At 62.0% G+C, this 25,805-nt stretch carries 19 protein-coding genes; 9 read left to right on the top strand and 10 right to left on the bottom strand.

All coding sequences use genetic code 11. The annotated features are described in order from the left end of the window. Nucleotides 1–9 precede the first annotated feature (9 nt). The 4 genes from XI08_RS33535 to XI08_RS33550 all read left to right on the top strand — a co-directional run bounded on the left by XI08_RS33535 (nucleotide 10) and on the right by XI08_RS33550 (nucleotide 4,305). The gene (locus XI08_RS33535) at nucleotides 10–1,047 is read left to right on the top strand and encodes a LacI family DNA-binding transcriptional regulator (RefSeq protein ID WP_271577677.1); all 1,038 of its coding nucleotides are present in this window, start codon (nucleotides 10–12) and stop codon (nucleotides 1,045–1,047) included. Between the two features lie 112 nt (nucleotides 1,048–1,159). Further along, nucleotides 1,160–2,503, top strand: coding sequence for an ABC transporter substrate-binding protein (locus tag XI08_RS33540; RefSeq protein WP_271577678.1), 1,344 nt, complete (start codon nucleotides 1,160–1,162; stop codon nucleotides 2,501–2,503). Between the two features lie 63 nt (nucleotides 2,504–2,566). Continuing rightward, on the top strand, nucleotides 2,567–3,454 hold the full coding sequence (locus XI08_RS33545) for a carbohydrate ABC transporter permease (RefSeq protein WP_027547705.1): 888 nt from the start codon (nucleotides 2,567–2,569) through the stop codon (nucleotides 3,452–3,454). After that, a complete protein-coding gene (locus XI08_RS33550) occupies nucleotides 3,451–4,305 on the top strand; it encodes a carbohydrate ABC transporter permease (protein ID WP_271577679.1) in 855 nt (284 codons plus the stop codon). The genes XI08_RS33545 and XI08_RS33550 overlap by 4 nt, the downstream gene beginning before the upstream one ends. A 144-nt stretch (nucleotides 4,306–4,449) precedes the next feature. On the opposite strand, the gene edd is transcribed toward XI08_RS33550, so the two are convergent. The 4 genes from edd to XI08_RS33570 form a co-directional block, all read right to left on the bottom strand. Further along, on the bottom strand, nucleotides 4,450–6,279 hold the full coding sequence (gene edd / locus XI08_RS33555) for a phosphogluconate dehydratase (protein ID WP_271577680.1): 1,830 nt from the start codon (nucleotides 6,277–6,279) through the stop codon (nucleotides 4,450–4,452). Nucleotides 6,280–6,328: 49 nt separating this feature from the next. After that, nucleotides 6,329–7,807 carry a glucose-6-phosphate dehydrogenase gene (gene zwf / locus XI08_RS33560; RefSeq protein ID WP_271577782.1) on the bottom strand — a complete coding sequence of 493 codons (1,479 nt, stop codon included), beginning with the start codon at nucleotides 7,805–7,807 and terminating at the stop codon, nucleotides 6,329–6,331. Between the two features lie 50 nt (nucleotides 7,808–7,857). Continuing rightward, nucleotides 7,858–8,817, bottom strand: coding sequence for a carbohydrate kinase family protein (locus XI08_RS33565; RefSeq protein WP_271577681.1), 960 nt, complete (start codon nucleotides 8,815–8,817; stop codon nucleotides 7,858–7,860). Nucleotides 8,818–8,935: 118 nt separating this feature from the next. Further along, nucleotides 8,936–10,171 (bottom strand): ROK family transcriptional regulator, encoded by a 1,236-nt coding sequence (locus XI08_RS33570; RefSeq protein WP_271577682.1) that lies wholly within the window; start codon nucleotides 10,169–10,171, stop codon nucleotides 8,936–8,938. Between the two features lie 221 nt (nucleotides 10,172–10,392). Between XI08_RS33570 and XI08_RS33575 the strand changes: the two genes are divergently transcribed. The 3 genes from XI08_RS33575 to XI08_RS33585 all read left to right on the top strand — a co-directional run bounded on the left by XI08_RS33575 (nucleotide 10,393) and on the right by XI08_RS33585 (nucleotide 13,408). Further along, nucleotides 10,393–11,412 (top strand): sugar ABC transporter substrate-binding protein, encoded by a 1,020-nt coding sequence (locus XI08_RS33575; protein WP_271577683.1) that lies wholly within the window; start codon nucleotides 10,393–10,395, stop codon nucleotides 11,410–11,412. Nucleotides 11,413–11,531: 119 nt separating this feature from the next. After that, on the top strand, nucleotides 11,532–12,614 hold the full coding sequence (locus XI08_RS33580) for an ABC transporter permease (RefSeq protein WP_271577684.1): 1,083 nt from the start codon (nucleotides 11,532–11,534) through the stop codon (nucleotides 12,612–12,614). Then, entirely contained in the window at nucleotides 12,590–13,408 is an 819-nt protein-coding gene (locus tag XI08_RS33585; RefSeq protein ID WP_442869881.1) for an ATP-binding cassette domain-containing protein, read from the top strand. Before XI08_RS33580 ends, XI08_RS33585 begins: the two co-directional genes overlap by 25 nt. Before the next feature lie 325 nt (nucleotides 13,409–13,733). Here the strand turns inward: XI08_RS33585 and XI08_RS33590 are convergent, their stop codons facing one another. The 4 genes from XI08_RS33590 to XI08_RS33605 all read right to left on the bottom strand — a co-directional run bounded on the left by XI08_RS33590 (nucleotide 13,734) and on the right by XI08_RS33605 (nucleotide 18,315). Then, a complete protein-coding gene (locus XI08_RS33590; protein ID WP_271577686.1) occupies nucleotides 13,734–14,333 on the bottom strand; it encodes a DsrE family protein in 600 nt (199 codons plus the stop codon). A 36-nt stretch (nucleotides 14,334–14,369) separates the two neighbouring features. After that, a complete protein-coding gene (locus XI08_RS33595) occupies nucleotides 14,370–14,990 on the bottom strand; it encodes a hypothetical protein (RefSeq protein ID WP_271577687.1) in 621 nt (206 codons plus the stop codon). Further along, nucleotides 14,987–16,030, bottom strand: coding sequence for a TAXI family TRAP transporter solute-binding subunit (locus tag XI08_RS33600; RefSeq protein WP_271577783.1), 1,044 nt, complete (start codon nucleotides 16,028–16,030; stop codon nucleotides 14,987–14,989). The genes XI08_RS33595 and XI08_RS33600 overlap by 4 nt, the downstream gene beginning before the upstream one ends. Nucleotides 16,031–16,122: 92 nt before the next feature. Beyond that, complete coding sequence (locus XI08_RS33605; protein WP_271577688.1) at nucleotides 16,123–18,315, bottom strand: hypothetical protein; 2,193 nt, start codon at nucleotides 18,313–18,315, stop codon at nucleotides 16,123–16,125. A 719-nt stretch (nucleotides 18,316–19,034) separates the two neighbouring features. Between XI08_RS33605 and XI08_RS33610 the strand changes: the two genes are divergently transcribed. Further along, entirely contained in the window at nucleotides 19,035–19,409 is a 375-nt protein-coding gene (locus XI08_RS33610; protein WP_271577784.1) for a VanZ family protein, read from the top strand. Between the two features lie 464 nt (nucleotides 19,410–19,873). Here XI08_RS33610 and galE read toward each other — a convergent pair whose 3' ends face one another. Together galE and XI08_RS33620 are read right to left on the bottom strand one after the other, a co-directional pair. Next, on the bottom strand, nucleotides 19,874–20,932 hold the full coding sequence (gene galE / locus XI08_RS33615) for a UDP-glucose 4-epimerase GalE (RefSeq protein ID WP_271577785.1): 1,059 nt from the start codon (nucleotides 20,930–20,932) through the stop codon (nucleotides 19,874–19,876). A gap of 250 nt (nucleotides 20,933–21,182) precedes the next feature. Further along, on the bottom strand, nucleotides 21,183–22,565 hold the full coding sequence (locus tag XI08_RS33620) for a polysaccharide biosynthesis/export family protein (protein ID WP_271577689.1): 1,383 nt from the start codon (nucleotides 22,563–22,565) through the stop codon (nucleotides 21,183–21,185). A gap of 377 nt (nucleotides 22,566–22,942) precedes the next feature. On the opposite strand from XI08_RS33620, the gene XI08_RS33625 reads away from it, so the two are divergent. Continuing rightward, nucleotides 22,943–24,439, top strand: coding sequence for an undecaprenyl-phosphate glucose phosphotransferase (locus tag XI08_RS33625; protein WP_271577690.1), 1,497 nt, complete (start codon nucleotides 22,943–22,945; stop codon nucleotides 24,437–24,439). Nucleotides 24,440–25,805: the final 1,366 nt, after the last annotated feature.

Consider the following 25,805-nt stretch of genomic DNA (forward strand, 5'->3'; position numbering starts at 1 on the left):
CGGCCCGCGGTGAAGCGCGATCCTGATAGCGGCGGGGAGGGGCGTCCATCGGTCGTGCCGACGATCAGTCAGGTGGCGAAGGCTTCCGGGGTCTCCCGTGCGACCGTATCGCGCGCCTTTTCGCGGCCCGAGATGCTGACCGAGGAGACCGTCCGGCGTGTCAAGGCGGTCGCCGACAAGCTCGGCTACGTGCCAAATCAGGTCGCCCGCGCACTGTCCACCGGGCGCCATGGCAATGTCGCTCTCATTGTCTCGGATGTCGCGAACCCGTTCTTTCCGCCGCTGATCAGGGCCGCGCAACTTCGCGCCGACCAGGCGGGGCTGTGCGTTTTCCTCGGCAACTCGGACGAGGATCCCGCGCGTGAGGAATTGCTGGTCGGCCGCTTCATCGGCCAGGTGGAAGGGCTCGTCCTCGCCTCGTCTCGCCTGGACGAAGAGCATATCCGCCGCCATGCGATGCGCCGGCCGCTGGTGCTCATCAATCGCGATATCGAAGGCATTACGCGGGTCCTGATCGACACGGCGCCGGGCGTCGCTGCTGCGATCGCGCATCTTGCCGAGCTGGGGCACCGGCACATCGCCTATGTCAGCGGCCCGACGACATCGTGGTCCAACCAGCAGCGGCGCAATGCCGTCCGGCGCGAAGCGGAGAAGCGCGGGCTCAAGGTGATTGCCGTTCCCGCGCGCCCGCCATCCTACGACACGGGCCGGCTAGCGGCCACCCAGATCGTCGCCAGCGGCGTCACCGCGGCGATCGCGTTCGACGACCTGGTCGCTCAGGGTCTGCTGGCCGGGCTCGCGGCGCTCGACGTCGAGGTGCCGAAATCGTTCAGTGTCGTCGGCTGCGACGATGTCCTCGGTGAAACCACCTATCCGCCGCTCACCACCGTGTCGGCGCGCTGCGCCGATGCGGGCGATGTCGCGGTCGGTCTCCTGCTCAGCCAGATGAAGGGCGGCGTGTCGGGCGAGATCCGCCACAAGCTGAATTCCCATCTTGTCATTCGCGCCAGCACCGGCCCGGCTCCGGTGAAGCGGAGAAGCCGCTGACGATTTAGTCAACGGCCTCAGAAAGCGGCAATGGATCGCAATTGACACGCAACCGGTTGCATGCGAGCTTTTTCGCAGGATTTGCTCAATTCCGGATGCGAGAGTGACCTTCATGATGAGACCCGTCGGCAGGTTCGGCTACATGACGCTCCCCGAGAACAGAATTCGCCCGGCGACGCCGGATCGTCGGTCATGGATGTCGGCAGCGCTGTCACTGGCGCTGGTTGTCGCTGCCCCCGTGTTTGCTTCGCCCGCGTCGGCGGAGAAGCTGACGATATGGAGCGGTTGGCCCGACCTTGCCCCGTTTTACAAGCGCGTCGGCGACCAGCTGAAGAGAAAATATCCGGATCTCGAAATCAGCGTCGAGGCCATTGCCCTGCGTGAGCACGAGAAGCGGCTGGCGCTGTCGCTGCCATCCGGCGCGGCCGGGGACGTCATCGAGATGGAGGTCGAGGCGGCGAGGTATCTCGAGGCTGGCGTCATTCCGGAGCCGCCGGCGTCGATCGTCGATTTCGTCAAAGCCAATTACGACATGACGCGTGTGAAGACCGCCATGTACGACGGCAAGATCTTCGGTGTGCCGTTGTTCCAGGGGCAGGGCGCGCTGTACTACAACACCGAGATGTTCGCCAAGGCCGGCCTCGACGGCCCGCCCAAGACCATGGCCGACTATACCGCTTATGCGCAGAAGCTTGCGCAGCGCGATGCGTCCGGCGTGCCGACGGTGAGCGGATGGAGCTTGCGTCTCAGCGGCGGCGGCTCGGGCATCGCGGAGAAGTACTGGACCATCCTCTATAACCACGGCGGGACGCTGTTGCAGGACAAGGGCGGAAAGTGGCGCGCCGCCTATGCAAGCGAGGCCGGTCGCGCCGCGCTCAAGCAGTATCTCGACAACGTCGTGGTTTACCGGACGGTGACGCCCGAGATGAAGGCGGATGCGGAAGCCTTCGAGCTCGGCCAGACCGCGATGTTCATCCGGGAATCCTGGGTGATTGGCGACGTCGCCAAGAAGGCGCCCAACCTCAAATACGCCACCGCCCCGTTACCGAAGGGCACGCTGATGGTCCCGGTCGACCTCTATGTGCCGAACAAGGGACCCAAGAGTCAGATCGCCTGGGATTTCGTTCAAAAGGCAAATGAGCCGGAAAATCTGCTCTGGCTGCTCGAGAACACGGCCTGGGTCCCCAACCGCAAGGGCCTCGACTACTCCGCAGTCCTCAAGAAAGTCCCGCAGCTCGGCGCATTCGTCAACGTTCCGGCCGACCACGTCTTCTTCACCGTGCCGGCGATCAGCCCGGCGAGCGAAATCCTCACCAGGCTGGCGGCACGGCTGGAGAAGGCCTTCACCGACAAGTCGCTGGCGGGCAACGACGCTGCGATCGATGCGTTCCTGAAGTCTGCGGCTGATGAAAGCGACAAGATCCTCGTCCGGGAAGACCTGCTGGCCAAACCCTAGAGCTTCCGACAGGGGCGACCCAATCCAGGCGCCGGCCGCTGACTGGCGCTTGCTGGAGGATCCATGCGCACCACGCCAAAATGGCTGTTTCCAGTTCTTGCGCTTCTTCCGGTCCTCGGGCTCTACGGCTGTGTCCGCGTCTATCCGATCATCGAGACGTTGCGGCTCAGCCTCTTCCAATGGAATATCATCTCGCGGCGCAAGCCATTCGTCGGATTCGCCAACTTCATCGAGTTGGCGAGCGACTCGCTGTTTCTCGAAGCGATATTCAATACAACAATCATCGCCTTCAGCGTCGTGGCGATCACCATTCCGGTTGCGCTTGCGCTCGCAACGCTGATCAACAGCCGGCAGGGGCTGCGGCGCAGCGGCATTTATGAAGCCTCGGTTTTTCTGCCGCACGTCGTCTCGCTGGTTCCGGCGGCGATGGCCTGGAAATGGATTTTCGACGCCCGGCTCGGACCGCTCAACGCCTTGATCGGACTGGTCGGAATCCCGGCCCAGTCGTGGTTGTTCGACCCCATCCTGTCACTGGTGTGCCTGATTGTTCTCTGTTCCTGGCAGGCGATCGGTTATGCCGTCCTGATCTTCCTTGTCGGACTGAAGAACGTTCCGGATGCGCTCTACGAGGCCGCGCGCCTCGACGGCGCCTCGTCACTTCAGGCCTTCCGCTACATCGCGGTGCCGCTGTTGAAGCCGGTCATGCTGTACGTATCGGTCATTACGCTGATCTCGTCCTACAATATCTATGCGCAGGCCTTCGTGCTGGCATCCGATGTGCAGGGGGCGCCGGGACACCTCGTTCGCGTCCTCGTCCTCGACATGCTCGAAAACAGCTTTCGCAACTACCGGGTCGGCTACGCCGCCGCAGAAGCCGTCGTGCTGCTCGTCATCGTCCTCATCCTGACCGGCGCGCAGTTCAGGCTGTTCCGCGACCGGAGCCGGGCATGAGCGAGCCCGATTGTCCGTCCGTCGTTGGTCGGCACCGTGCCGTCGGCCTCGTGATCGACGCTGTTCTCTGCGCCGTCAGCCTGATGATGCTGTTGCCGCTGGTCTTCCTGATCAGCAACGCGTTCAAGACGCCGCCGGAGCTGCTGGCCTGGCCGCCGACCATCATTCCGCACCAGCCGACGCTGGACAACATCGTCAGCGTCCTGCGCGAAACGCCGCTGTTTCGCTGGATCGGCAACTCGCTCATCTTCGCAACGCTCTCGACCGCGAGCATCGTCAGCACGTCGGCGATAGCAGGCTATGTGCTCGGCAAGTTTGATCTGCCGGGTGTGCCGGTCATCTTCGGCATCATCATTGCGACGGCGGTCGTTCCCTTCGAAGTCTACATGATCCCGCTCTACCTCAACGTCCAGTCTGCCGGACTGTTGAACACCTGGCCCGGGCTTCTGGTCGGCTATCTCATTATGAGCTTTGGCATCTTCCTGGTGCGGCAATACGTGATGACGTCGATCCCCGACGAGCTCCTGGAGGCCGCGCGAGTGGATGGCGCCGGAGAGGGCTGGATCTTCCTGCGGATCGTGCTGCCGCTGATGCGTGGCCCGTTGGGCGCTCTCGCCGTGCTGGCGTTCTTTCAGGCCTGGACCGCATTCGCGTGGCCGCTCGTCGTCATGACCAACAAGGAGACCTATACGCTCGAGGTTGGGCTGGCATTGTTTCAAACCGGTTTCACCGTGGATATCGGCCGTCTCAGCGCGGCCGCCGCCCTGGCTCTGGTTCCGAGTGCGCTTTTCTTTTCGCTGATGCGTCGAAATTTCGTGCGTGGCGTGGCCGCGAGCGGTTTGAAAGAGTGACGCCTTGGCAGCATTCCGACGAAGAGAAAACCCGTTGCGATTTCAATGCCGGCTTGGGGGCTCAGTTGTCGGAATGGACGCAGATTCTTCCAGCAAATCATGCGCCTCGTCATCAGTGGGCGCGCTGAGCCTGCCTTCTTGCGCCTACGCTACAAAAACGCTTGCGCCGCGATCCGCGCAACTGACGCGCTCGCGGAAGAAGCCGAAGAGTTCACGGCCGATCCCGACATGCATCGTGGAGAGATCGGCTTGCGCACAGGCTCGCGCGGCCAACTCGCTCGGGGTGACGCGTACGTCAAGCTGACCGGTGACGGCGTCGAGCCGAATGACGTCGCCATCACGGAGCCGCGCAATCGCACCGCCATCCGCTGCTTCAGGAGTGACGTGAATGGCCGCAGGCACCTTACCCGAGGCGCCTGAAAGCCGCCCATCTGTGACAAGCGCGACTTTCAGTCCGCGATCCTGAAGCACGCCAAGGAGCGGCATCAGCTTGTGCAGTTCCGGCATGCCGTTCGCCTTTGGACCCTGGAAGCGTATCACCGCGATCATATCACCCGCGAGCTCACCCGCGGCGAAGCTCCGCTGCAGGTCGTCCTGGGAATCGAAGACGCGAGCCGGGGCTTCGATGACATGGCGTTGCGGTGCGACCGCAGACGTCTTGACGACCGCGCGCCCGAGATTGCCCGTCAGAACCTGAAGGCCGCCGCCCGTCTGGAACGGGTCAGCAGTGCCGCGAAGCACGGCAGAATCGCCGGTTCCAGCCGGTCCTTCGCGCCAGGTCAGCTTGCCCTCGGCATCGAGCAGCGGCTCCTGCAAGTATGCATCGAGCCCGTCGCCGCAAACGGTCAGGACGTCGCGGTGCAGGAGCCCCGCAGCAAGCAATTCGCGGATCAAGAAGCTCATTCCGCCGGCGGCATGAAAATGGTTCACGTCTGCTGAGCCGTTGGGATAGATCCGCGCGATCAGCGGCGTCACCCGGGCGAGGTCGGCGAAGTCGTCCCAGGTCAGGGTGAGGCCGGCCGCCGCAGCCATGGCAACCAGATGCAGCGTCAGATTGGTCGAGCCGCCGGTGGCGTGCAGGCCCACGATGCCGTTGACGAAGGCGCGCTCGTCGAGCACGCGGCCAATCGGGATGTATTGATTGCCGAGCGAGGTGATGTCCAATGCTCGCTCGGTCGCTGCGACGGTCAGCGCATCGCGCAAAGGTGTGTTCGGGTTCACGAATGATGCGCCCGGCAGCTGCAGGCCCATGATCTCCATCAGCATCTGGTTGGTATTGGCGGTCCCGTAAAAGGTACAGGTCCCCGCGCCATGGTAGGCCTTCGCCTCCGCTTCCAGCAAAGCCTCGCGACCAAGCTTTCCTTCCGCGTAAGCCTGCCGGATTTTCGCTTTCGCGTCGTTGGCAAGGCCCGAAGTCATCGGACCGGATGGAATGAAGACCGCAGGCAAATGCCCGAACGAGAGCGCGCCGATGACGAGACCTGGCACGATCTTGTCGCATATGCCGAGAAACACCGCGGCGTCGAAGGTCTGATGCGACAGCGCGACCGCGGTGGACAAGGCGATGACCTCGCGCGAGAACAGCGAGAGCTCCATTCCAGCTTCGCCTTGCGTGATGCCGTCGCACATCGCCGGAACGCCGCCCGCGACCTGGGCAACACCACCGGCTGCGCGTGCGCTCTGACGGATGAGTTCAGGGAAACGCTCGTAGGGCTGGTGGGCCGAGAGCATATCGTTGTAGGCCGTGACAATTCCGAGACTGGGGACGTGGCCATCCTGCATCAGCTGCTTGTCGCGCCCCCCGCAAGCCGCGAAGGCATGAGCCTGGTTGGCGCATCCCAGTCGCCGCCGCACTGGCGTGCTCGCCGCGTTCGCGATGCGGTCGAGATAGCGTGCTCGGCTGTCGTGACTGCGACGAGCGATGCGATCCGTTACTTCGGCGACCCGCGCATTGATCCTTGCTTCGATGGTCATACAAGCCTCCTGGTTGCGGACTGAGCATCGGCGATGCGCTGCTCCGTGGTCACGGACCGTCCTCCATCCATGTCCGGCCGTCGCGTTCGATCAGTGCGACGGCAGCGGAGGGGCCCCAGCTGCCGGCGACGTAGGGACGCGGGAGATCATTCATCTGGCTCCATGCCTGACGGATCGGATCGATCCAGCGCCATGCCGCTTCCACTTCGTCCCGTCGCATGAACAAGGTGGCGTTTCCGCGGACCACATCCATCAGGAGCCGCTCGTAAGCGTCAGGCACCGAGACGTCGAATGCTTCCGCAAAGCTCATGTCGAGGGGGACATACTGCAACCGCATGCCGCCCGATCCAGGCTCCTTGATCATCAGCCAGAGCTTGATTCCCTCGTCCGGCTGCAGGCGGATCACGAGCCGCGTCTGCAAAGCCTTTCCGCAATCCGAATTGAAGATCGAATGCGGAACTTTCCTGAAGGTCACGACGATCTCGGAACTGCGCTGCTGCAGTCGCTTTCCTGTGCGCAGGTAAAAGGGCACGCCGGTCCAGCGCCAGTTCGCAACAGCGACCTTGAGCGCGACGAAGGTTTCGGTCGAGCTCTGGCGATTGTCGATCTCTTCCACATAACCCGGAACCGCAACGCCGCTGCATGCGCCGGCGCGGTATTGACCCGGCACGGTCAGGAATGCCGCGTTTGTCTCATCGATGCGCTCGAGCGATTTCAGGATCTTGAGCTTCTCGTCGCGTACGGCGTCGGCTTCGAGCGAATGTGGCGGCTCCATCGCCACCAGACAGAGCAGCTGCAGAAGGTGATTCTGAACCATGTCGCGCAGGGCGCCGGACTTGTCGTAGTACGTGCCGCGTTCCTCTACGCCGATGGATTCGGCGACCGTAATCTGCACATGGTCGATGTGGGCGGCATTCCACAGCGGTTCGAACAATGCGTTGGCGAACCGTAGTGCCATCAAATTCTGCACCGTCTCCTTGCCGAGATAGTGATCGATCCGGTAGACGCGTTCCTCCGGAAAAATCATGCCGACGGTCTGATTGAACCGGATTGCGGATTCGAGATCCTTGCCGATCGGCTTCTCGATAACGATGCGGGAATCGCCTTTTGAAAGACCGTAGTGCCCCAGCCTTTCGCAGATTGGTCCGAATAGATGCGGCGCCGTCGCCAGATAATGGACCTGAACGCGGTCGGCGTAGGCCGACAGGGCGGCTGCGAGTTCGGTCCAACCGTTCTCGCCTTCTGCATCGGCAGCCATGTAGGAGATGCGGGCCAGGAAGCGATCGAGTTCGGGTCCCGCCGTTTCCGATGCCGGCACATGTTTCACGATCGACGCGCGCGTCAGAGCGAGGAAATCATCCCGCGACATTGCGCCGCGCGCGACGCTGAGAATGGCTGCTTCATCCGGCAGCTGGCCCGCAAAATCGCGCCGAAACAGCGCCGGCAACAGTTTGCGGCGCGCGAGATCGCCTGTCGCGCCGAAAACCGTCAGGACGAAGGGAGCCACCGGGATGACGCGGCTGGTCAGACCGGAGCCTTGCTCAATTCGATCCCTGCTGATGTGCCGCATTGCGTCCGTCACTCTGTCAAGCATGGCTGCGTGCTCCCATCGATATCGGCGGTGGTCGGCAGGTCGGCGCCATCGCGTGAAACCGTGACGGCGGCGGCGGCCATCCCGTAAGTGAGCAATTCGCGGATTGCCGCCTGGTCGAGCGCCGCGATGGCGTCGGGATGGAGCCGCCCGGTTTTGGCAAGCTGCGCAAGCAGCGCGGCGTGGAATGTGTCACCGGCGCCCACGGTGTCGCGCACGGCCACTGAGCGACCGGGGACCGATACGCTTCCAGCGGCGGAGAAGGCGGTTGCCCCCTTCGCTCCCTCGGTCACCACGACCAGGCGCGCGCCGCACTTTTGCCAGTAGGCGGCCGCATCGGCAATTGAGAAACGACCACCCCATGCAAGGCGAACGTCCTCGTCACTCGCCTTGATCATTGTCGCCGTCCGGTAGAAGCGTTCCGCGGCGACGGCCCAGCTTTTCATATCGCCGACGACGGTCGAACGGACGTTCGGATCAACGCTGATGACGCGACGCCCATGTTCGCGTTGGGCGAGCGCGGCAAACGTGGTGCCGACCGGCTCGACGGCCATGGAATAGGAGCCGAAGGTCAAAGCCTGGATGTCGTCGGGCAACGTGCCGGGCAGATGAGCGAGCAGGAGCGAGCGATCTGCTGCACCTTCGCCATGGAAAGTGTAGTTCGGCTGGCCGTCATCGGCGGTCGCCACGATCGAAATAGGGGAAGGCCGATCGGTGCGCACGAGAAAACGACCATCCACACCTTCGCGAGCGAGGCGGTCCGCGAGGAACGCGCCGAAATGATCGCGCGAGATGCCGCTCAGGAAGGCCGTTCGAACACCGAGGCGAGCAAGGCCAACAGCGACATTGAAGGGAGAGCCACCGGCAACGGCATGGGTCGACATCTCCGGCCCGCCGGTCAGCCTCACAAACAGATCGATCAGGGCTTCGCCACAGACAAGAATCACGATGCGTCACCCTGGTTCATCACGACAGGACTCTGGGCGGTTCGGCACTTGCGGGAAACGGGATCCGCGCCAGGCACGTTGCTGCGCTCGAAGCGGAGAGCCATGTCGTTGACCATGCTCAATCCTTGAAGAGGACGTCGTAATCGCGGGCGAACGCCGCGAGCAACGGCAAGGCCGCGCCGCCGATTGCGCGTGCATCACGCCCGATTGAGCCTTCCACCACCGCAGCGTCGGTGAGGCCCTGTCGGTCCATGCGGGCCCAATGTTCGTTTGTGCGCTCGACGAGACGGCGGCGCACACCGACCGGAAAGGCCCCGTCGATGATGACGGCTTCAAAGTCGATCACGGCGAGTAATGCAGCGACTGCCTGCGCCAGGGCCTCCGCTGCTGCAGTAATCCACGCTTCGAGCGGATCCGCAAAACTCGACCAATCGTCCGGTGAGAGCCAGATGTCGGTGCCGCGTTGACCGGCGGCGATCACTCGGCGCTCCAACTGATAGATGGAGGCGGTGCGGATCAACTGCTGAAGGCTTGTCTCACCGTTTTCCTCCCGTCGCATGATCGGCATGGACCCGAGCGCGCCGGCATTGCCGCTGCGACCCGGGAAGAGGCTGCCATTCAGAACGATGCCGCCGCCGATGAAGGCGCCGATGTAGAAGTAGGCGAAATCCCGGTACGCGGCGCCGGTAGCGAAGGTGAGTTCGGCCGCACATGCCGAAGTCGCGTCGTTGCACACGCGGACCGGCCAAGGGGCGAAGCGGCGCGACAGTTCAGCGGCAACGTTGAAGTCACGCCACTTGTCGAGCGCGCCGGGTGGTGTCTGCAGATCGGCTTCCCAGTTCCACAATTCAAATGGCATTGCGACGCCAATGCCGCTGATCCTGCCGTGCTGGGCTTTTGGCAGTTCGGCGACAAGGCCCGGCATCTCGCGTTCCGCAAATGCCATGATCTCTTCGGGCGTCGGGAAGGAATAGATCATGCGTCGCCTGGCGCGGATGCCGGCGGTGAAGTCCATCAAGACCAGATCGGAACTGCGCCGGCCGATCATGAGCCCGAGACCGAAAGCGCCGTCCGGATTGAGCGAATAAGGGACGGAGGGTTGGCCGATGCGGCCTCGCTGCGGTTCGCCCGCAAGCAGCAGCCCATCGGCTTCCAGCCGATTGATGATCACGGTCGTGGTTTGAGTCGAAAGGCCGGTGAGGCGTGCGATCTCGACCTTGCCGAGACTGCGATGGCGTCGAATAAGGGAAAGGATCAGGCGCTCGTTGTACAGTCTCACGCCCGTCTGGGTGGTGCCGCGGCTGTCGCCGGGCAAAGCCACCGGTGCGCCCGCAAGCGGTGCTGTTTCTTCCATCCTCGGCTCCGCCAAACTCCGGGAATCTGTCGTCGCGACAAGTTCTGTTGGCCATTCCCCGGCAGTTGGCACGCTACAATGGACGCAGTTGAGAGCTGCGTCAATTAATAAATCGGGATGATTTATTTATTGACAGGGCCGTTTGCAGCTCTTTAGGATCGGCGGCTACACGCGGTCGAAACCGCGCAGGCCAACAAAAACGTCCAACGGAGAGGGAATAGATGCGTCATTCACTTGGACTGTTCACAGCGTTCACGCTTGCTCTGGGCACCACCGGCAGTTTCGCTGCCGACAAACCGATCGTCGGTCTCATCACCAAGACCAACACCAATCCGTTCTTCGTGAAGATGAAGGCCGGCGCCGACGAGGCCGCGAAGGCGAATGACGTCGAGCTGCGCTCGTTTGCCGGAAAGGTCGACGGCGACAACGAGAGCCAGGTGGCGGCCATTGAGAACCTGATCGCCGCCGGTGCCAAAGGCATCCTGATCACACCGAACGACTCCCGCGCCATCGTTCCGGCTGTCGAGAAGGCACGCGCCGCCGGCATTTTGGTCATTGCTCTTGATACCCCGCTCGATCCGGCGAGTGCGGCGGATGCGACGTTTGCAACGGACAATTTCCTGGCGGGTCAAATGATCGGCCAATGGGCCGCCAAGACGCTGGGGGCCAAGGCGGCATCGGCGAAGATTGCGCTGCTCGACCTCAACGTGAACCAGATCTCGGTCGATGTCGCCCGCGACCAGGGCTTTCTGAAAGGCTTTGGCATTGATCTCGGCAACCCCGCCAAGATCGGTGACGAGAAGGATGCGCGCATCGTCGGTCATGATGTGACGCTTGGCAGCGAGGAGGGCGGCCGCAAGGCGATGGAGAATTTGCTCCAGAAGGATCCCGGCATCTCGCTCGTCTACACCATCAACGAGCCTGCGGCGGCGGGAGCCTATGAGGCCCTGCGCTCGGTCGGGCGCGACAAGGACGTGCTGATCGTTTCCGTCGACGGCGGTTGCCCCGGCGTGCGCAACGTGAAGGACGGCGTCATCGGCGCCACCTCCATGCAGTTCCCGCTGCTGATGGCGGCGAAAGGTGTTGAGGCAGTGAAGGCCTTCGCCTCTGGCGGCGGCAAGCCGAAGGCCTCGCCGGGCCTGGACTTCGTCAACACCGGCGTCGAGCTCGTTACCGACAAGCCGGCCGGCGAGATGCCGTCGATCGACAGCGCCGCCGCCCTGAAGAAGTGCTGGGGCTGATCCCGCTCTTTGACTTGTAGCCGATGGCAAGGACTGGCGGCCGCGATCCGGGCGCCAGATAACGCCGGGCAAGCTCGCCTGAGATTGGCAGGTCTCCACATGCAACGAGGAAAACGGCCATGACTGATATCGGCAGTAGCCGCCCGGCTGCCCAGGCCTTCGAGCTTGTGCTCGACAAGGGCGAGAGCCGCGTCGCCGAATTCGAAGTCCGTGCAAGGTCGCCGCTGCAGAAGCTTCAGCACTTTCTGCACGCCAATCCGACGGCCGTGCCGGCAATTGTGCTCCTGCTCAGCGTTACGGCGTTCGGCTTCACCGTCGGCACGCGTTTTCTGTCGATGTTCAACCTGTCGCTGATCATCCAGCAGGTCACGATCATCGGCGTGATCGGGGCGGCGCAGACGTTGATCGTGATCACCGCCGGCATTGATTTGTCGGTTGGGGCCATCATGGTGTTGTGCTCCGTCATCATGGGCAAGCTCGCGGTCACCATGGGACTGCCGGCTCCGATCGCGTTCGTTGTCGGTGTTGCCGCAGGCGCGGGCTGCGGCGTGGTCAACGGTGCACTCGTGACCCGGCTCAAGCTGCCGCCCTTCATCGTAACGCTTGGGACGTGGTCGATCTTTTTCGCTCTCAACCTCTGGTATTCGGCGTCCGAGACCATCCGTTCGCAGGAGGTCGCGAAAATCGCCCCGTTGCTCCAGTCACTGGGAACGTCGGTGAACGTTTTTGGCGCCCGCTTCACCTACGGCTCCTTCTTCATGCTCGGGCTCGTGGCATTGATCTGGTTCGTGCTGAATCGCACAGCCTTCGGGCGCCATCTCTATGCGGTGGGCGACGATCCCGATGCGGCGCGGCTTGCCGGCATCCGAACCGACCGCATCCTCTTCAGCGTCTACGTGATCGCCGGCGTGATTTGCGCGCTCGGTGCGTGGGCATTGATCGGGCGCATTGGGTCGATCAGCCCGCAGGCCGGCCAGACGGCCAATTTGGACAGCATCACGGCGGTGGTCGTCGGTGGTGCCAGCCTGTTCGGCGGGCGCGGCTCGATTGTCGGCACGCTGATCGGCGCCCTCATCGTCGGCGTATTTCGCAACGGGCTTGCCTTGTCCGATGTCGACGTGCTCTGGCAGGAATTCGCCGTCGGCTGGCTGATCATCATCGCAGTCGCACTCGATCAATGGATTCGCAAGGTGTCGGCATGAGCGCAAAACCGAACGTTCCCGGGGTAACACCGCTCCTGCAGGCGCGCGGCTTGAACAAGCGCTATGGTCGCGTGACGGCGCTCGATCACGCCGACTTCGATCTCTATCCGGGCGAAATCCTGGCCGTGATCGGAGACAATGGCGCCGGAAAATCATCGCTGATCCGCGCGCTCTCGGGCGCACTCGTTCCGGACGCCGGCGAGATCAAGCTGGCCGGCATGCCGGTCGCGTTCCGCTCGCCGCTCGACGCTCAGGCGGCTGGCATCGAGACGGTCTATCAAACGCTTGCGCTGTCTCCGAGCTTGTCGATCGCCGACAACATGTTTCTCGGCCGCGAGCTGCGCCGGTCGGGTCCGCTCGGCACGATCTGCCGCATGCTCGATCGCAAGGCCATGCAGCGCATTGCGCGCGAGAAGCTCACCGAGCTTGGCCTCATGACCGTGCAGAGCATCAACCAGCGCGTCGAGACCTTGTCGGGCGGTCAACGCCAGGGCGTGGCGGTGGCAAGGGCCGCGGCCTTCGGCTCGCGCGTGGTGATCATGGACGAGCCGACCGCGGCGCTCGGGGTCAAGGAATCGCGGCGGGTGCTGGAACTGATCCTGGATGTGCGACGGCGTGGCGTTTCGGTGGTCTTGATCAGCCACAACATGCCGCATGTGTTCGAGATCGCCGATCGTATCCATATCCATCGACTGGGGCGACGGCTCACGGTGATCGATCCCAAGGCATACACGATGTCGGATGCGGTCGCCTTCATGACCGGCGCGCGGGCGCCCATCGAAGTTGCGGCGTGACAAGCGAAACGTCGCGATTTCGTGCTCGCGCGCGGACGAGCGAAGGTAACGCGGCCGGACGGATGTGGGCAAGGAGGGAGGCGCCATCCATCGATCCGGCCGTGGATTGTCGATTCACTCGTTAATCGCGACCACATAGTCTGCATGAAGAGTAATCGGAGCCTTCGATCCATCGAGAACCACACGGAGACTCTTCGGATAGTATCCAACGCCAACCACCCTCCCAGTCTTTCCAGCCAAGCGAGGGCCCGCCGTGGGCTTGACCTGAATACGCGACCCCGGTGGAAACCTGGGGTTGGTTTGGGTCGATCCGGACATGGCTGGCTTACGGTTTGACGTAGGTCCAGCCCTTCTCCTGCAATTCCATCACGCGCACGACGCCCGACTTCACGACCTCCGCCTGCCGAACAATCGGTATGTCCTTGTTCTCGGCCTTCTGCATCTTCTCCTGCGTGTTGCCGCAGGCCTTGAACGAAACCTCGGGCGTGCTCAGTGCCATCTCTTCGATGCGCGTCTTTACCGGCGAGGTGTCTTCACGCAGCATGTGCAGGCCGGGCCCGAACGTCACGACTTCGATCTTCACCTTCTCGCCGGCGTCCTTGTAGTATTGCGTCACATTGGTTGCGTTGTTGAGCGCGAGATTCATCGCTGCGGGGTCGTTGGTATTCACCTGCAGGATCAAATGATGTTCTCTTTTCTTCGCTGCGGCCGCATCCTCCATGCGGGCAAACGCGGAGTGCTTCCGCGTCGCCGTCGTCGGCTTCGCTACCTGTTGCCTTGCATGGCTCGCCTTGTGCGGGACGGGTTGCCCGTCTGCCGGCGTCCAGTATTTTCCGCCTTGCTCCGCGGCCGAAAACGATGCGGAAACCAGAACGGTGATCGCTGCCATCACGACCGCTTTGCCAATATGTTGAAATCTGATCACTACCACCTCCATCGAAAGAAAATCATATGCGCGCCATCAATGATTTGGTGTCGCGATCGCGCGCGGCCATTTGCACGCCGCGGCGATCTTCGCACGCGCCGCGTCCAGCCCGGCGAGGGAGAACGTTCCGTCACGGGCAGCGCCGCCCCGTGGTGAGAGCAGGACAATGAGCTCCCCGCCGTCTGGAAGCGACTGCAGCAAGCGGACAACGTCCCCGGTGAACGCGACGCCGGGACCGAATGCCGGGACGGCTGCTGCAACCTGCACCGCCGGGTTGTCATTGACGCGATAGGAAATTGCATCCTCACCGCCTCCGCGGGAGATGCCGGGGCCCGCGAGGGCCAGCTCCGTCCGGCCGCCGCGACAGCGGATCGATAATTGCATCGCGGATTCGCCGGTTTCGCCGCGCGACGATGTCGTGGCGGTCGCGATCGGTGAGTAGTCGATGGGCGAGGTCGTCTGGCTGACGATCCAGTCGTCTTCGGGCGTCAGGCGAGGCTGGGGCGCGGTGGTACGCGTCAATTTGTTCAGACACGCCAGGCGCTCCGCGTGGTCCTTCTGAAGGCAGGAACGGAGCTGCGTCATGGGATCCTGGGCCAACGCATTGCCGCCTGTACCCCCGAGTGCGATGAGAAGAAGGACCGCCGCGCGCTTCATTGCGATGCTTGTGTTGCGCGGTGCTGCCGATCCAGCCACGCCTGCGCCGCAGGGACGCGCGCAAGACCCGGAACTGTCGCAGCGAGGTTGATGGATTTCCACTTCGGATCGAAACCGGGCGCCTGCAACCTGTCGATCCGGGAGAACAGGTGGTCGATGAAGCGCGCGACGCGCTCAGAGCGGTTCGAGTTGGCCGGCCAATTGAACGCGACCAGAGCGGTCGGCACCGCGATCGTCGAAACCCGTTCGCCCGGTTTGATCAGACCGGGATAGTCGGCTTCACCGAGGGTAGCGGGAAGATAGTAGTCCTCGAACCTGCCGTCGTAGGGGAGGGGTAGGAACTTGAATCCCGGCTCCCAGCGCCCCCGCACGAAGGCATCCACCGGCTTCGATGTAATGAAGACAACCGCTGCCATCTCGCCCTTGCGCATCTGCTCGAGCGCGACCTGGTGCGGAATGAAGGTCTTTTCCACCTCGAGGTTGAGGCGGCTGAAGATCAGCGGCCCCGAATAGGCCGCAGCGGTGCCCTGCGTATTGAAATTGACCTTCTTGCCGGCGAGATCGCTCAAGCTCTGAATCTCCGGCCGAACGAAGATATGCAGCTCGGACGGGAACAGATTCAGGACATACGCAATTCGTCGCTGGATGTCCGGCACCTGGCTCTTGTACTCCTCGAGCGCGTCGGAGTTGATGATTGCCGCATCGATGCCTCGCAAATAGAGCAGGGAATTCACGTTTTCTGTGGCCCCGCGGGTGACCACCGGCAGGACATGGAGGTTATCTCCATCGTCGACCACACGCGCGATCTCCGCCGCCAGGCGGATCGGCGCGCCCTCGAGAAGACCTCCGGCTAGGCCGATCGTCCAGGCGTTCATGGCGGTCACCTCAGGCCTTGGCTGCGGCGGCTCGGGCCGTGCCAGACGGACCTTGTGAGGCCGAATGTCTTGCGGCCGCGCATCCGCCCAGGGTTGACTGGCCAGGAGCAATGATGCGAGCGCCACGAGCAACAGCAGCCTTTGCAATTCCATGAATCTTTTCATCAACGAACTCCTTGACGCACGCTGCATCCGTGTCTGTGCTTTCGATCCTTGATGGCGCATGTCGGCCTGGAAAATCGCCTCATGAGACCGTGCTATCGGCGCAACGCTTCGAATCGCGCCTTCGCTTCCTTGATTCCTCCAGCTTCGGCCCGCGCATAGAGATTTTGCGCTCTCGTGGGATCGCCTTGCGTTCCATACGCTCCGAAGTTCGGAAGGATCAGCGGATCGTAGGTTTCTGCGAGCACGAAGCTTGCTCGAGCGCTGCCCATCTCAGCGGCACGTTCCAGCACGATCCGCGCCGCGCCGATGTTTCCCTGTTCAAGCAGCACGCTCGCGCGCGCAACCAATTTCGCCGCTTGCACCCCTTCGTTAGGATTGACTTCGTTAGGCTTGACTTCTTTAGGAATGACCTGGGCACCGCCCTGGCTGCGCGCCGCCATGTCCTGGTCTTGGACTGGCTTGTCTCTGACCGGTTTGTCTTGGGCTAGTTTGTCTTGGACTAATTTGTCTTGGACTGGTTTGTCCTGGACCGGCCGGCTCTGGATTGGCCGTGCGGGCGCTGATAGCGGCTCCTCGCGCACGGCCTTGCCGGTGGTAGCCGGCGGCGACGCAGCGGAGGGAATCTTCGCCGCAAGCGCGCTGTTGTCTCGATGCGCCGATGCGAGATCCCTTTCCAGTCCCTCGGCCCGCTCGCGTTCATGCAGCAACAAGTTGCGCAGCTCGGCCGAGTCGCGCTCTCCGGCTTGCTTGATCCTTGCGGTTTCCTCGGTTGCCTTGGACGCGCGCTCGGTCTGTGCGTCGAGATCGCGGCTCGCTTTCGCGAGATCCCGGGCCAGTTGGTCAGCCCGCTGGCGCTCGCGTTCCGATTGCGCCGAGGAAGCGGTATTGTTCGCCTCAGCCTGTTTGAGCCGTGCTGCTTCCGCGCTGGCTTTGGCCGCTTGAGCCTCGTATGCGTAGATCGTGCTGCGTGCCATCGAGAGATCCTGCGCCAGCGCCTCGGCTCTCTCGTGCTCCTTCTGCATCGACCGTCTCTGCTCCGCGGCGCCAGCTTTTGCTGCTTGCGTCAGCCTGGCGACTTCGTCGCTGGCATTTGCAGCCAGCGCCGTCTGCGCATCGATATCTCGTCGCGCAGTCGCAAGCGCCTGCTCCAGCTGGCCGGTCCGATCCCGCTCCTGCTGCAGGGATTTCTGCAACTCCACCGCATCGTCCCCTGCTGCCGCTTTCAGCAGGGAGGGGCCCTCGCTGGCTTTCGCCAACAGCGCTGTTTGCGCCTGATATGCATGAATGGCGCTTTGCGTCAGAGAGAGATCCTGTGCAAGCGTGTCCGCCCTTTCGCGCTCCTTCTGCACCAATTGCCTCAAGTCCTCGGCACTGGCCTCCGCCGCCCGACTTCGCTGCGAAAGGTCCTCGTTCACGGTTACCGCCAGCGCAGCCTGGGTTTCGGCATCGTGCCGCGCGGCTGCCAGAGTCTGCTCCAGCCGCGACGACCGTTCACGCTCCTGCTGCAGTGTCTTCTGCTGCTCCGTAGCGACGCTATTCCCCGCTTGCTTCAGCGCGGCGACTTCCTCACCCGATTTCGTCGCCAGCGCGGTTTGGGTTTCGACATCGCGCCGCGCGGCTGCGAGATCCTGCTCCAGCCGCGCCAACCGTTCACGCTCCTGCTGCAGCGCCTTCTGCAGCTCCGTGGCGACGCTCTCTCCCGTCTGTTTCAGCGAGGATACTTCCTCACCTGATTTCGTCGCCAGCGCGGTTTGGGTTTCGACATCGCGCCGCGCGGCTGCGAGGTCCTGCTCCAGCCGCGCCGACCGCTCGCGCTCCTCCTGCAGGAATGCCTGCAGCTCAGCGGCGCCACTCTCGCCCGCTTGATTCGGCCGGGAAGCTTCCTTCGGTCGGGAACCTTCCTCGACGGCCTTCGCCGCCAACGCCTTCTGCGTTTCGGCCTCGCGCCGCGCGTCGTCAAGTGCCTGCACCAGCCACTCGACCCGATCATGCTCCCGCTCGAGATGTTGCAGCAACTCTATGTCGCGCCTTGCGAAGGCAAGGTCGCACGACAGCGACTCCGCCCAGTCGCGTTGCCGTTTCGGAGGCTGCTGCGGGGCTCCCGTGTCGCTGGTCGTCGCTTGCGCAACCTGTATCGATTTGTCGCTGCCGCCCGGGCGCGGCAACAACTTCCTGAACTCGTCAGAACCGCGATCGCGGGCAGTCGTCGCCTGCTGCGCGTCTGCGAGGTGCCGCGCCTGATCCTGGGAAGCCTCCGTTTCCGACGCCCACGTCATAGCGAGCATGACCGCTGCCATCCACAGGGGGGCGCATCTTCCCCGCGTGGGGGAGATCTTCACGTCCCCGTTGAGCATGACCGTGCCAGCCATCTACAATCACCTGTCGCGTGGCGATACGATATCCTTCAGATGCCCCCAGATGCCTCATTATGCGCTCCATCTTTACGCGAATCATATAGCTCGAATGGAGGACCCTCCCCACCACTTTGGGGTTAGGCGACGGACTGTGCCCGATCATCCAAGCCGTGAACAATGAGATGGCCTCAGCGGGCTGGAGCCTTCCGGATTTGGTTCAGTGTTCAATCCTTTTGGAGTACTCTCCTTTCGTCCACGCACATCAGGAATCCTGCGCTTTTATGTCAGGAGCAGGTGGTAACCATTGATCTGGTACCGCTCGGGTAGGGCATGAACTTGGTCGAAAGGAATTCCACAGCAGGTCGACGGGATTGCTCCAGAGCAGGCCGCGCCGCTACGAGCACACCCTGCTGCAGACCCGTTAGCTCGGCGTGGAAACTGGCAGGTCGATCTGACGCGAGCTGGGAGCGCTGCAGCCGAATGGATCGTTCAAGGTTCGCGGCCTCGGCGCAGCGTGCGAAAGATACTTGCTGAAGGGTGCGATGATTGAGGTTGCCGGTTGCGCTGAGTGGAGGGAGCATGTTCTTGAAATCGAGTCTCAGGAATGAAGAACCCCGGGTGGGGCTGCCAATCGAGGCCCTTTAGTGGTTATCACCGCTCTCCTTCGGATTATCGCGTGGCTGCTCGCGGCCGCCGTCACTTTCGTAACGCTTGGACCTCAGCACGTTCGGCCTCACCCCTTTCTCGGACAACAAGGCGATCACGCGCTTGCCTTCCTTCTGATCGGGATTGTCTTCGGCCTTGCCTATCCGCAGCGGCGCTTGACTGCCACAACGCTCGCCGTTGCCCTGATCGGCCTGCTTGAGATCATGCAACTATGGGTGCCGGGACGGCACGCGAGGTTTGAGGATTTTGCGGTCGATGCGCTCTCGGCCTGCGTCGGCTTCGCGCTTTCCGCGGCGGCCGGCTGGATGATGGCGCAATTAGGCCAGGATCCCGACGCAGTGACGCGCCAACGCCCCTAGTGAGCGCGCTGATATGGCTCGCACCGGGGGTGCGCGAGTTGACCGCGAGACGAAGCGCACGATCAATCGAGCTCAGTGCATTGGTGCACGGACACTCCGTCGCCGCCTGGAGCGGTGCTGCGGATCGTCGAATTTGAGCTCGGCAACCAGTCGCCAAAGCTGAACCTCGTGACCGTCCGCCAACCGACCGGCCCGCTTGGTTGCGGACGCGTCGTCAGGGCAGTGAAGGTTGACGACGCTACCCAATTGGCCATGTTCATCCAGAACGTACGCACGATAGTGTGGCATCGCAAATCCCCAGGCGCGACTGCATCTTACCTGCAGGCTTGTTCCTCAGTGAGGAGATTTTGGGTCATTACGAGCTACCTCTGATGGGCGACATGCACGCTGCTGCAGCTCGTTCCGAACTCCACTCATGCCGTCAGACCCGCCGGTGCACGTTTCAAAACCTCGGATGCGCACGCTCAGGCATGACGACGAAGATGCCTGGACCGCTCCCGACCCTTCGGAAGCTCGCTGCCCTGATAACCGTTGGGGTTCTGCAATTGCCAACGCCAATGTTCCGCGCACATTTGTTCCAACGACCGCGTCGATGCCCAGCCCAACGCGTTCTTCGCAAACGTCGGGTCGGCATAGCAGGCGGCGACATCACCGGCCCGCCGCTCCCCGATTTCATAGGGGATTGATCGCCCGCTCACCGATTCAAACATACGGACGATGTCCAGAACGCTGCTGCCGTTGCCCGTTCCAAGATTGACCGTGATCAGACCGGGCTGTCTGAGCTGGCGCAGGGCACTCAAATGCCCGGATGCGAGATCGACCACATGAATGAAGTCGCGGATTCCGGTGCCATCAGGCGTGTCATAGTCGTTTCCCCAGATCTGCAGCTTCTCCCGCCGTCCAATCGCCACCTGCGCCACAAACGGCAACAGTTTGCTGGGAACGCCCAGCGGGTCTTCGCCGACGAGCCCGCTTTCGTGCGCGCCGACCGGATTGAAGTAGCGCAGATTGCCGATCCGCCAACCGTCGTCGGACCTGCGGAGATCCTTCAGCACCTCTTCGATGACGAGCTTTGTGCGGCCGTACGGATTGGTCGGACCGAGGGGATGCTTCTTGTCGAGCGGCAGGTATCTGGGCATCCCGTAGACGGTCGCCGACGAGCTGAACACGAGCGTCTTTACATTCGCCCTCCTCATGGCCGACACCAGCCGCATCGTGCCCAGGACGTTGTTCTCGTAATACATCATGGGCCGTACGTTGGAATCGCCGACCGCCTTCAGTCCTGCAAGGTGAATGACTGCGGTCACTCCGCAGGTACGAAGCATGTCGTAGATCAGCTCTTCATTCCGGATATCTGCATGCCGAAAGATGAGCGATCGCCCGCAGATGGACTGGACCCGCTCGAGCGAGGCCTTGCTGCTGTTGGAAAGATTGTCGACGGCGACGACGCCGAGCCCGGCGTCCAGCAATGCGATACAGACGTGGGACCCGATGTAGCCGGCACCTCCGGTCACCAAGATCATGTCGGACAGCTTCCGCATTCGCTCAACTGGCCTCCGTGCAATGCGGCACCACATTACTTGCAAGTCGCGCCCACGGCGCGTGGAGATTTTTGGCCTTATGAGCTACCTCCGGTGGATGGCATCGCGGGTGATGCCGCAGCGAGGCGGTTTCGCCGACGTTGTTGCGATAATAGAGCAGGGGGTTGGAGTCGCCGACGCAGGCATCGATGGCAAAATGCCATCTCCCGCTGCGGAATTGCGACGGCGCTTGTTACCTCTGTCCGACGCGCACCGAATCGCCTGGGGTCGCATCGGGCCGGCTTGTCCCTGATGGAATGTCTGAACTGCCGACCCTTCGAGGAGGCAAGGCGGGACCATCCTGGTATCGGAGGGTGACCTCGACGGCGTCACCCGGCTGCAACTCGGTATCTTCGCTAGCGATGATCCGTTCCTGTCCCTTGTTGCCCTTCCTGATGACGGCAATCTCCGCGTGGTTGCCGGTTGCTTGCACGAGCTGTGATCGAACCATCGCAGTGTACTGAAGTTTCTCGCCGACGCTCTGCAGCTTTTCGCGGATCTGATTGAGCTTTACGCTGGTATCTTGCAGCTCACGGAGCAGGTCGAGCCTGCGCTGGTCATCCAGCTTTGCCAGCTTCCTGACGAACTCGTCCTGCTGCTTCTTGACCTGCATCAGCTGCGCGGAGGTTTGTAGCTTCCGGGTTGATGACAGCAGCACGGCGCGCCGCGCATCCGTAACGCGAGGGCTGATCAAGGAACCTTTGCCGAAGAGCTCGGTCGCTTTCTGCAGGTCGTCAAGATCTGACAGAAGTCCTTCGTCATCCTTCTTCTGCTGTTCTGACAGCACGCGGACCTCGTCGTCCCCCTGTCGAATGCCGCGCTGAAGGTACGTCTTTTCCTGCTGATAATCGCTCTGCTTGGTCTTCAGATATTCCGTTTCTGCGTTGACGATTTCCGAGATCGCCGATCGAGCCAAGGGCGCGTCCATCAGAGCGGCTGGACTGATCTGGGTTCCCTCTCCAAGTTCGGACTTGATGCGCCACATACGCGCCTGTTCTTTGGCCAGCTCCGTCCAAAGCGAACCATACTCGCTTCTCAGGTCTGCTGACTCGAGATAAGGGTTGTTCATTCTGACGCGCATGATGTCGTAGCCGCCTGCCACCGCGACGAGCTGGCGTGCGGTGATCGACGGACGATAAGGGTACTCGCCCGGCTTCGATACATCCCCATTCACGTATATGGGCTTGTATTCCGCGATGATCGTCGTGACCTCGTCTGCGTCGATCACGACGACCGTCTCCCGGCCATCGGTCGTCCTCTGTCGAAATACCTTGCGCGCAAGGGCAGCCCCGATTTTGGCTCGGATCTGTGGTAAGGGCAGGCCGGCCACTGGAAGCGTTCCGATCAGTGGCAACGAAACATTCCCGTCCATTTGAACGGGAGCACGATGCCGTAGCTCCGGCACGCCCGCCACCGCAACCTCCAGTACATCTCCGATGTTTACCAGATATTCCGCCCTTGCTTGAGTGACGGAGATCGCCAGGCCAACAGCCACCAAGGCCCATTTGATGCAACGACCCAGGTCGCCGCCAGAGACGTCGACATGGAAGCTATTGCGCAGTCTGGAGTTCGGCATGGCGTCATTCCCTGTACGAACGTGGTCACCGAGGTGAAGTCTTTCAAAGTTGTTCATGGAAGGCAGCACGCCAACAACCGTCCGAGTAGCCGTCCAGACGGGCGATCCGAAAAACGACGTTCTGTTCTCTCATTGACGCCGAACCGCTGGTGCCTTCTTCCCCTCTGTTCGACTGATCGGTTCTCCATCATGCCCATCGAACCCACTGGGACGGGCGCTTACATTGCTGCCCGAATCTAATCCCGCGCGGTCGCGGCTCAATCGACCATCGTAGTTACCCACTTTTTTCCCGACCCATCCGCATTGCCAATTTTCATGCAGTGACCCGGACTGTACTGAATCAGCCCAAGTGGCGAGTGATCGGGTGGCTGACTGCGATGACTTATGCGTCCTTCACCAATTTGCCGGCCTCTACCAAGCTTCAGGCACATTCGTTCAATGACGGCAGGGCGATTGCAGGAGGCGTTGGATGGAGCAGATTGACTGCTCTGTTGGTCGTGGCAGCAGGCACAGAGTTCCTGTTCGTAGCCGGTGCGGCCTATTTCGCAGCTGTCCTTTATCATCGAGTGGTCTTGCTGGAGTCGCCGGATTCCGCCAGGTACATTCTGGAATCACTTCTGATTTCCACATTGGAATTGCTGGTTTCCATAGGACTACGGCAATATTCCCGGATCCTGACGCAGCCCCGCCACGTCTTCCTATGGAGCGGCGCCAACGCCGTCCTCCTCGTATTCTCCTTCTTCGTCTCGGCAATATTCGTTCTGAAAGCCTCCGGGGATTACTCGCGAGCAACTGTCATCATCCAGGCCGGGAGTGTCCTGATCACCGTGCTGTGCACGCGGGCAATATGGTTTTCAGTGCTGCAGCCTGCTATCGTGTCTGGTCTGATCGATGCCAGGCGCGTCATCCTCATAGGAGATCCGGGTCACTGCTTGCAGTTTTCTGCGCGAGCTAACGCCACCGGAATTCGGACCATTCGCTCGTTCGACTTTCCGCGAGCTCGCGCCGCTTCCTTGGTTCCGGCGCGCCCCGACGCCGGCCAGGCGCCACCTGATGTCCGCCAATTGGTCGCGGACTGCCGACCCTTCCGGGTGGATGACGTTGTCATTTTGATTTCGGAATCAGATTGTGGCTCTGCTCTCGCGCTTGCCGCCGCCCTGTCAGACCTGCCGGTAGACGTTCACGTCGTGCTCGTTGGGTCCATCGATCTGATGGCCGTGTCGCGGAGCACTCAGTTCGGCAACATGGTGACGATGCGGATATTCCAATCTCCGCTCACTCCTTTCAACCGAGCAATTAAAAGGGGAGTCGACATCGCCGTTGCAAGCGCGGGCCTTGTTCTGACCAGCATTCTTTTCGTGATTGTTCCGCTCGCGATCAAACTCGAGTCTCGTGGACCGGTGTTTTTTCGACAGACGCGCCACGGCTACAACAACGAGCCCATTCGCGTGTTGAAATTCCGATCGATGACCGTCATGGAAGATGGCGACAACTTCAAACCGGCCACCAGACACGATCCGCGCGTGACCCGTGTTGGACGCCTTCTGCGCCGGACCAATGTCGACGAGCTTCCGCAATTGTTCAACGTCCTGCTCGGCAACATGTCGATCGTCGGGCCCCGTCCGCACGCAACCTCGCAAAACGAGTCGTTCAACGAGCTGATTTCGTCATTTTCCCGCCGCCACAACGTCAAGCCTGGTATTACAGGTTGGGCTCAGGTCAACGGGTATCGTGGTGACGTCGATACGCTCGAGAAGATGCAGCGTCGGGTAGAGCATGATCTGTATTATATCGACAACTGGTCAGTCCTTCTCGACCTCAAAATCATGGTCATGACCTTCTTTTCCAGAAAGGCGTATTGGAACGCTTATTGACTCCGTCTGCAACTCCTTCTGCTGACCGATCTTTTCGTTTTGTTTGGTAAATCGCAGGGCGTATCGGACGTGGGCGTGCGGTAGCATCCCGCCGGGCGCGTTGTTTCACCTGATGTGCGAAGCCTTAGAAGTGTAACTGTGAGCCGAGAAGATGCTCCCGATGAATAAAACGGATAGCTATCTCCTCGTCCACATTACGCCCACGATGCGAGGGGCAAGCGCCTCCGTCTTCGTCCCGCCGTTGGAGACGCAGCGCGTTGTTCGAGGTGCGTCTCCTGCGGGCATTGGACTTGGGTCCCGTGCTCCTGCGCGCGTTCTGGCGGTTAGCCGCGATCTGCCGTTTGGTCGCCGCCAGGTCCGACGTCAGTCTCGGCCTACAGTCGCCCGGAAACTGCGATCCGGGACCACGTCGGCGCGCGCAACATCTTGGAAAAGATGTGGACATCAGAGAGGCACTTCCGAAGGAGACTTGTCGCTTCAGAGCCTGTTTTTCTGCTCCCAATCGCGTAAGCTGCAGTGCAGGCGCGATGCGTGCACAAATGTCCAGCGCCTCAAGCATTCATTGTACCCGGAACGCGGGACTGCTGACCCAAATCTTCCCGCCCGGACCGTGCCGAGCGCGACTGAACTATCGAGATAGATCATCGATCCTTCGGTCTTGCTGCAAATCATGCAACAACTTACTGGGTTCGTCGTCGGCCTGCGCTCGGGAAATGTTCCGACACCGACAGCGAGGCCTGATTCACCCCAACCGAACGCCGCGCGGATATCACTCGACCGGTCGCACAGGTGGAGGACAAGCTCGTCAAGCTCGGTCCCGGCATGGCCGTGACAGTCGAGATCCAGACCGGCGCGCAGGATCCTCAGCTATCTTCTCTCGCCGTTGGCGCTATACGATCGGGAAGCGCTGCGCGGGCGGTAAGAAGCCGGCTTCCTGCCGGCGAGCCCGCGCGCCGCACTGCGACGTAAGCCAAAGGCGGATGCTGGAAGATCGAGATCGATGGTGTCACGATCCGGGCCGGCCGCGGCGGGACGCGGGTATGCTTGCGACGATTGTCGAGGCCGCTGAAGGCGAGCCGAAATCGGGCCACCGCTGTTGCGCCTTTGTCTTATTTAGCGCGGAGGTGACGTAACCCAGCTTCGCATACAGATCGGCAGGAGCACGACTCCGAATACAGCCTGTCGAGTGTGTCGTTCACGGCATGCTTGGTCTGGGATTCATCTCGGCCGCCATCGGCAAGCCGGCTCCGTGCGCTGCCACCGTCTACCTCACTCAGACAGTGCGGTTTCCTGCGCCCCATCAACATGGGCGACAGGCTAACCCCGTGGCGGAGGTAAGGAAGATCGACGCGGAGAAGCGCCAGGC

Origin of the sequence: Bradyrhizobium sp. CCBAU 11361 (assembly GCF_028128935.1) — a bacterium.
Taxonomy (GTDB): domain Bacteria; phylum Pseudomonadota; class Alphaproteobacteria; order Rhizobiales; family Xanthobacteraceae; genus Bradyrhizobium; species Bradyrhizobium niftali.

What these genes read in the sequence shown, in the direction of transcription:
- XI08_RS33570 (WP_271577682.1), bottom strand. Translation starts at nt 10,171, where the DNA reads ATGGAAGAAACAGCACCGCTTGCGGGCGCACCGGTGGCTTTGCCCGGC.
- XI08_RS33545 (WP_027547705.1), top strand. Translation starts at nt 2,567, where the DNA reads ATGCGCACCACGCCAAAATGGCTGTTTCCAGTTCTTGCGCTTCTTCCG.
- XI08_RS33580 (WP_271577684.1), top strand. Translation starts at nt 11,532, where the DNA reads ATGACTGATATCGGCAGTAGCCGCCCGGCTGCCCAGGCCTTCGAGCTT.
- XI08_RS33620 (WP_271577689.1), bottom strand. Translation starts at nt 22,565, where the DNA reads ATGCCGAACTCCAGACTGCGCAATAGCTTCCATGTCGACGTCTCTGGC.
- XI08_RS33550 (WP_271577679.1), top strand. Translation starts at nt 3,451, where the DNA reads ATGAGCGAGCCCGATTGTCCGTCCGTCGTTGGTCGGCACCGTGCCGTC.
- XI08_RS33605 (WP_271577688.1), bottom strand. Translation starts at nt 18,315, where the DNA reads ATGCTCGCTATGACGTGGGCGTCGGAAACGGAGGCTTCCCAGGATCAG.
- XI08_RS33540 (WP_271577678.1), top strand. Translation starts at nt 1,160, where the DNA reads ATGATGAGACCCGTCGGCAGGTTCGGCTACATGACGCTCCCCGAGAAC.
- XI08_RS33575 (WP_271577683.1), top strand. Translation starts at nt 10,393, where the DNA reads ATGCGTCATTCACTTGGACTGTTCACAGCGTTCACGCTTGCTCTGGGC.
- XI08_RS33600 (WP_271577783.1), bottom strand. Translation starts at nt 16,030, where the DNA reads ATGAAAAGATTCATGGAATTGCAAAGGCTGCTGTTGCTCGTGGCGCTC.
- XI08_RS33585 (WP_442869881.1), top strand. Translation starts at nt 12,590, where the DNA reads ATGGATTCGCAAGGTGTCGGCATGAGCGCAAAACCGAACGTTCCCGGG.
- XI08_RS33625 (WP_271577690.1), top strand. Translation starts at nt 22,943, where the DNA reads ATGACTTATGCGTCCTTCACCAATTTGCCGGCCTCTACCAAGCTTCAG.
- edd (WP_271577680.1), bottom strand. Translation starts at nt 6,279, where the DNA reads ATGACCATCGAAGCAAGGATCAATGCGCGGGTCGCCGAAGTAACGGAT.
- XI08_RS33595 (WP_271577687.1), bottom strand. Translation starts at nt 14,990, where the DNA reads ATGAAGCGCGCGGCGGTCCTTCTTCTCATCGCACTCGGGGGTACAGGC.
- galE (WP_271577785.1), bottom strand. Translation starts at nt 20,932, where the DNA reads ATGATCTTGGTGACCGGAGGTGCCGGCTACATCGGGTCCCACGTCTGT.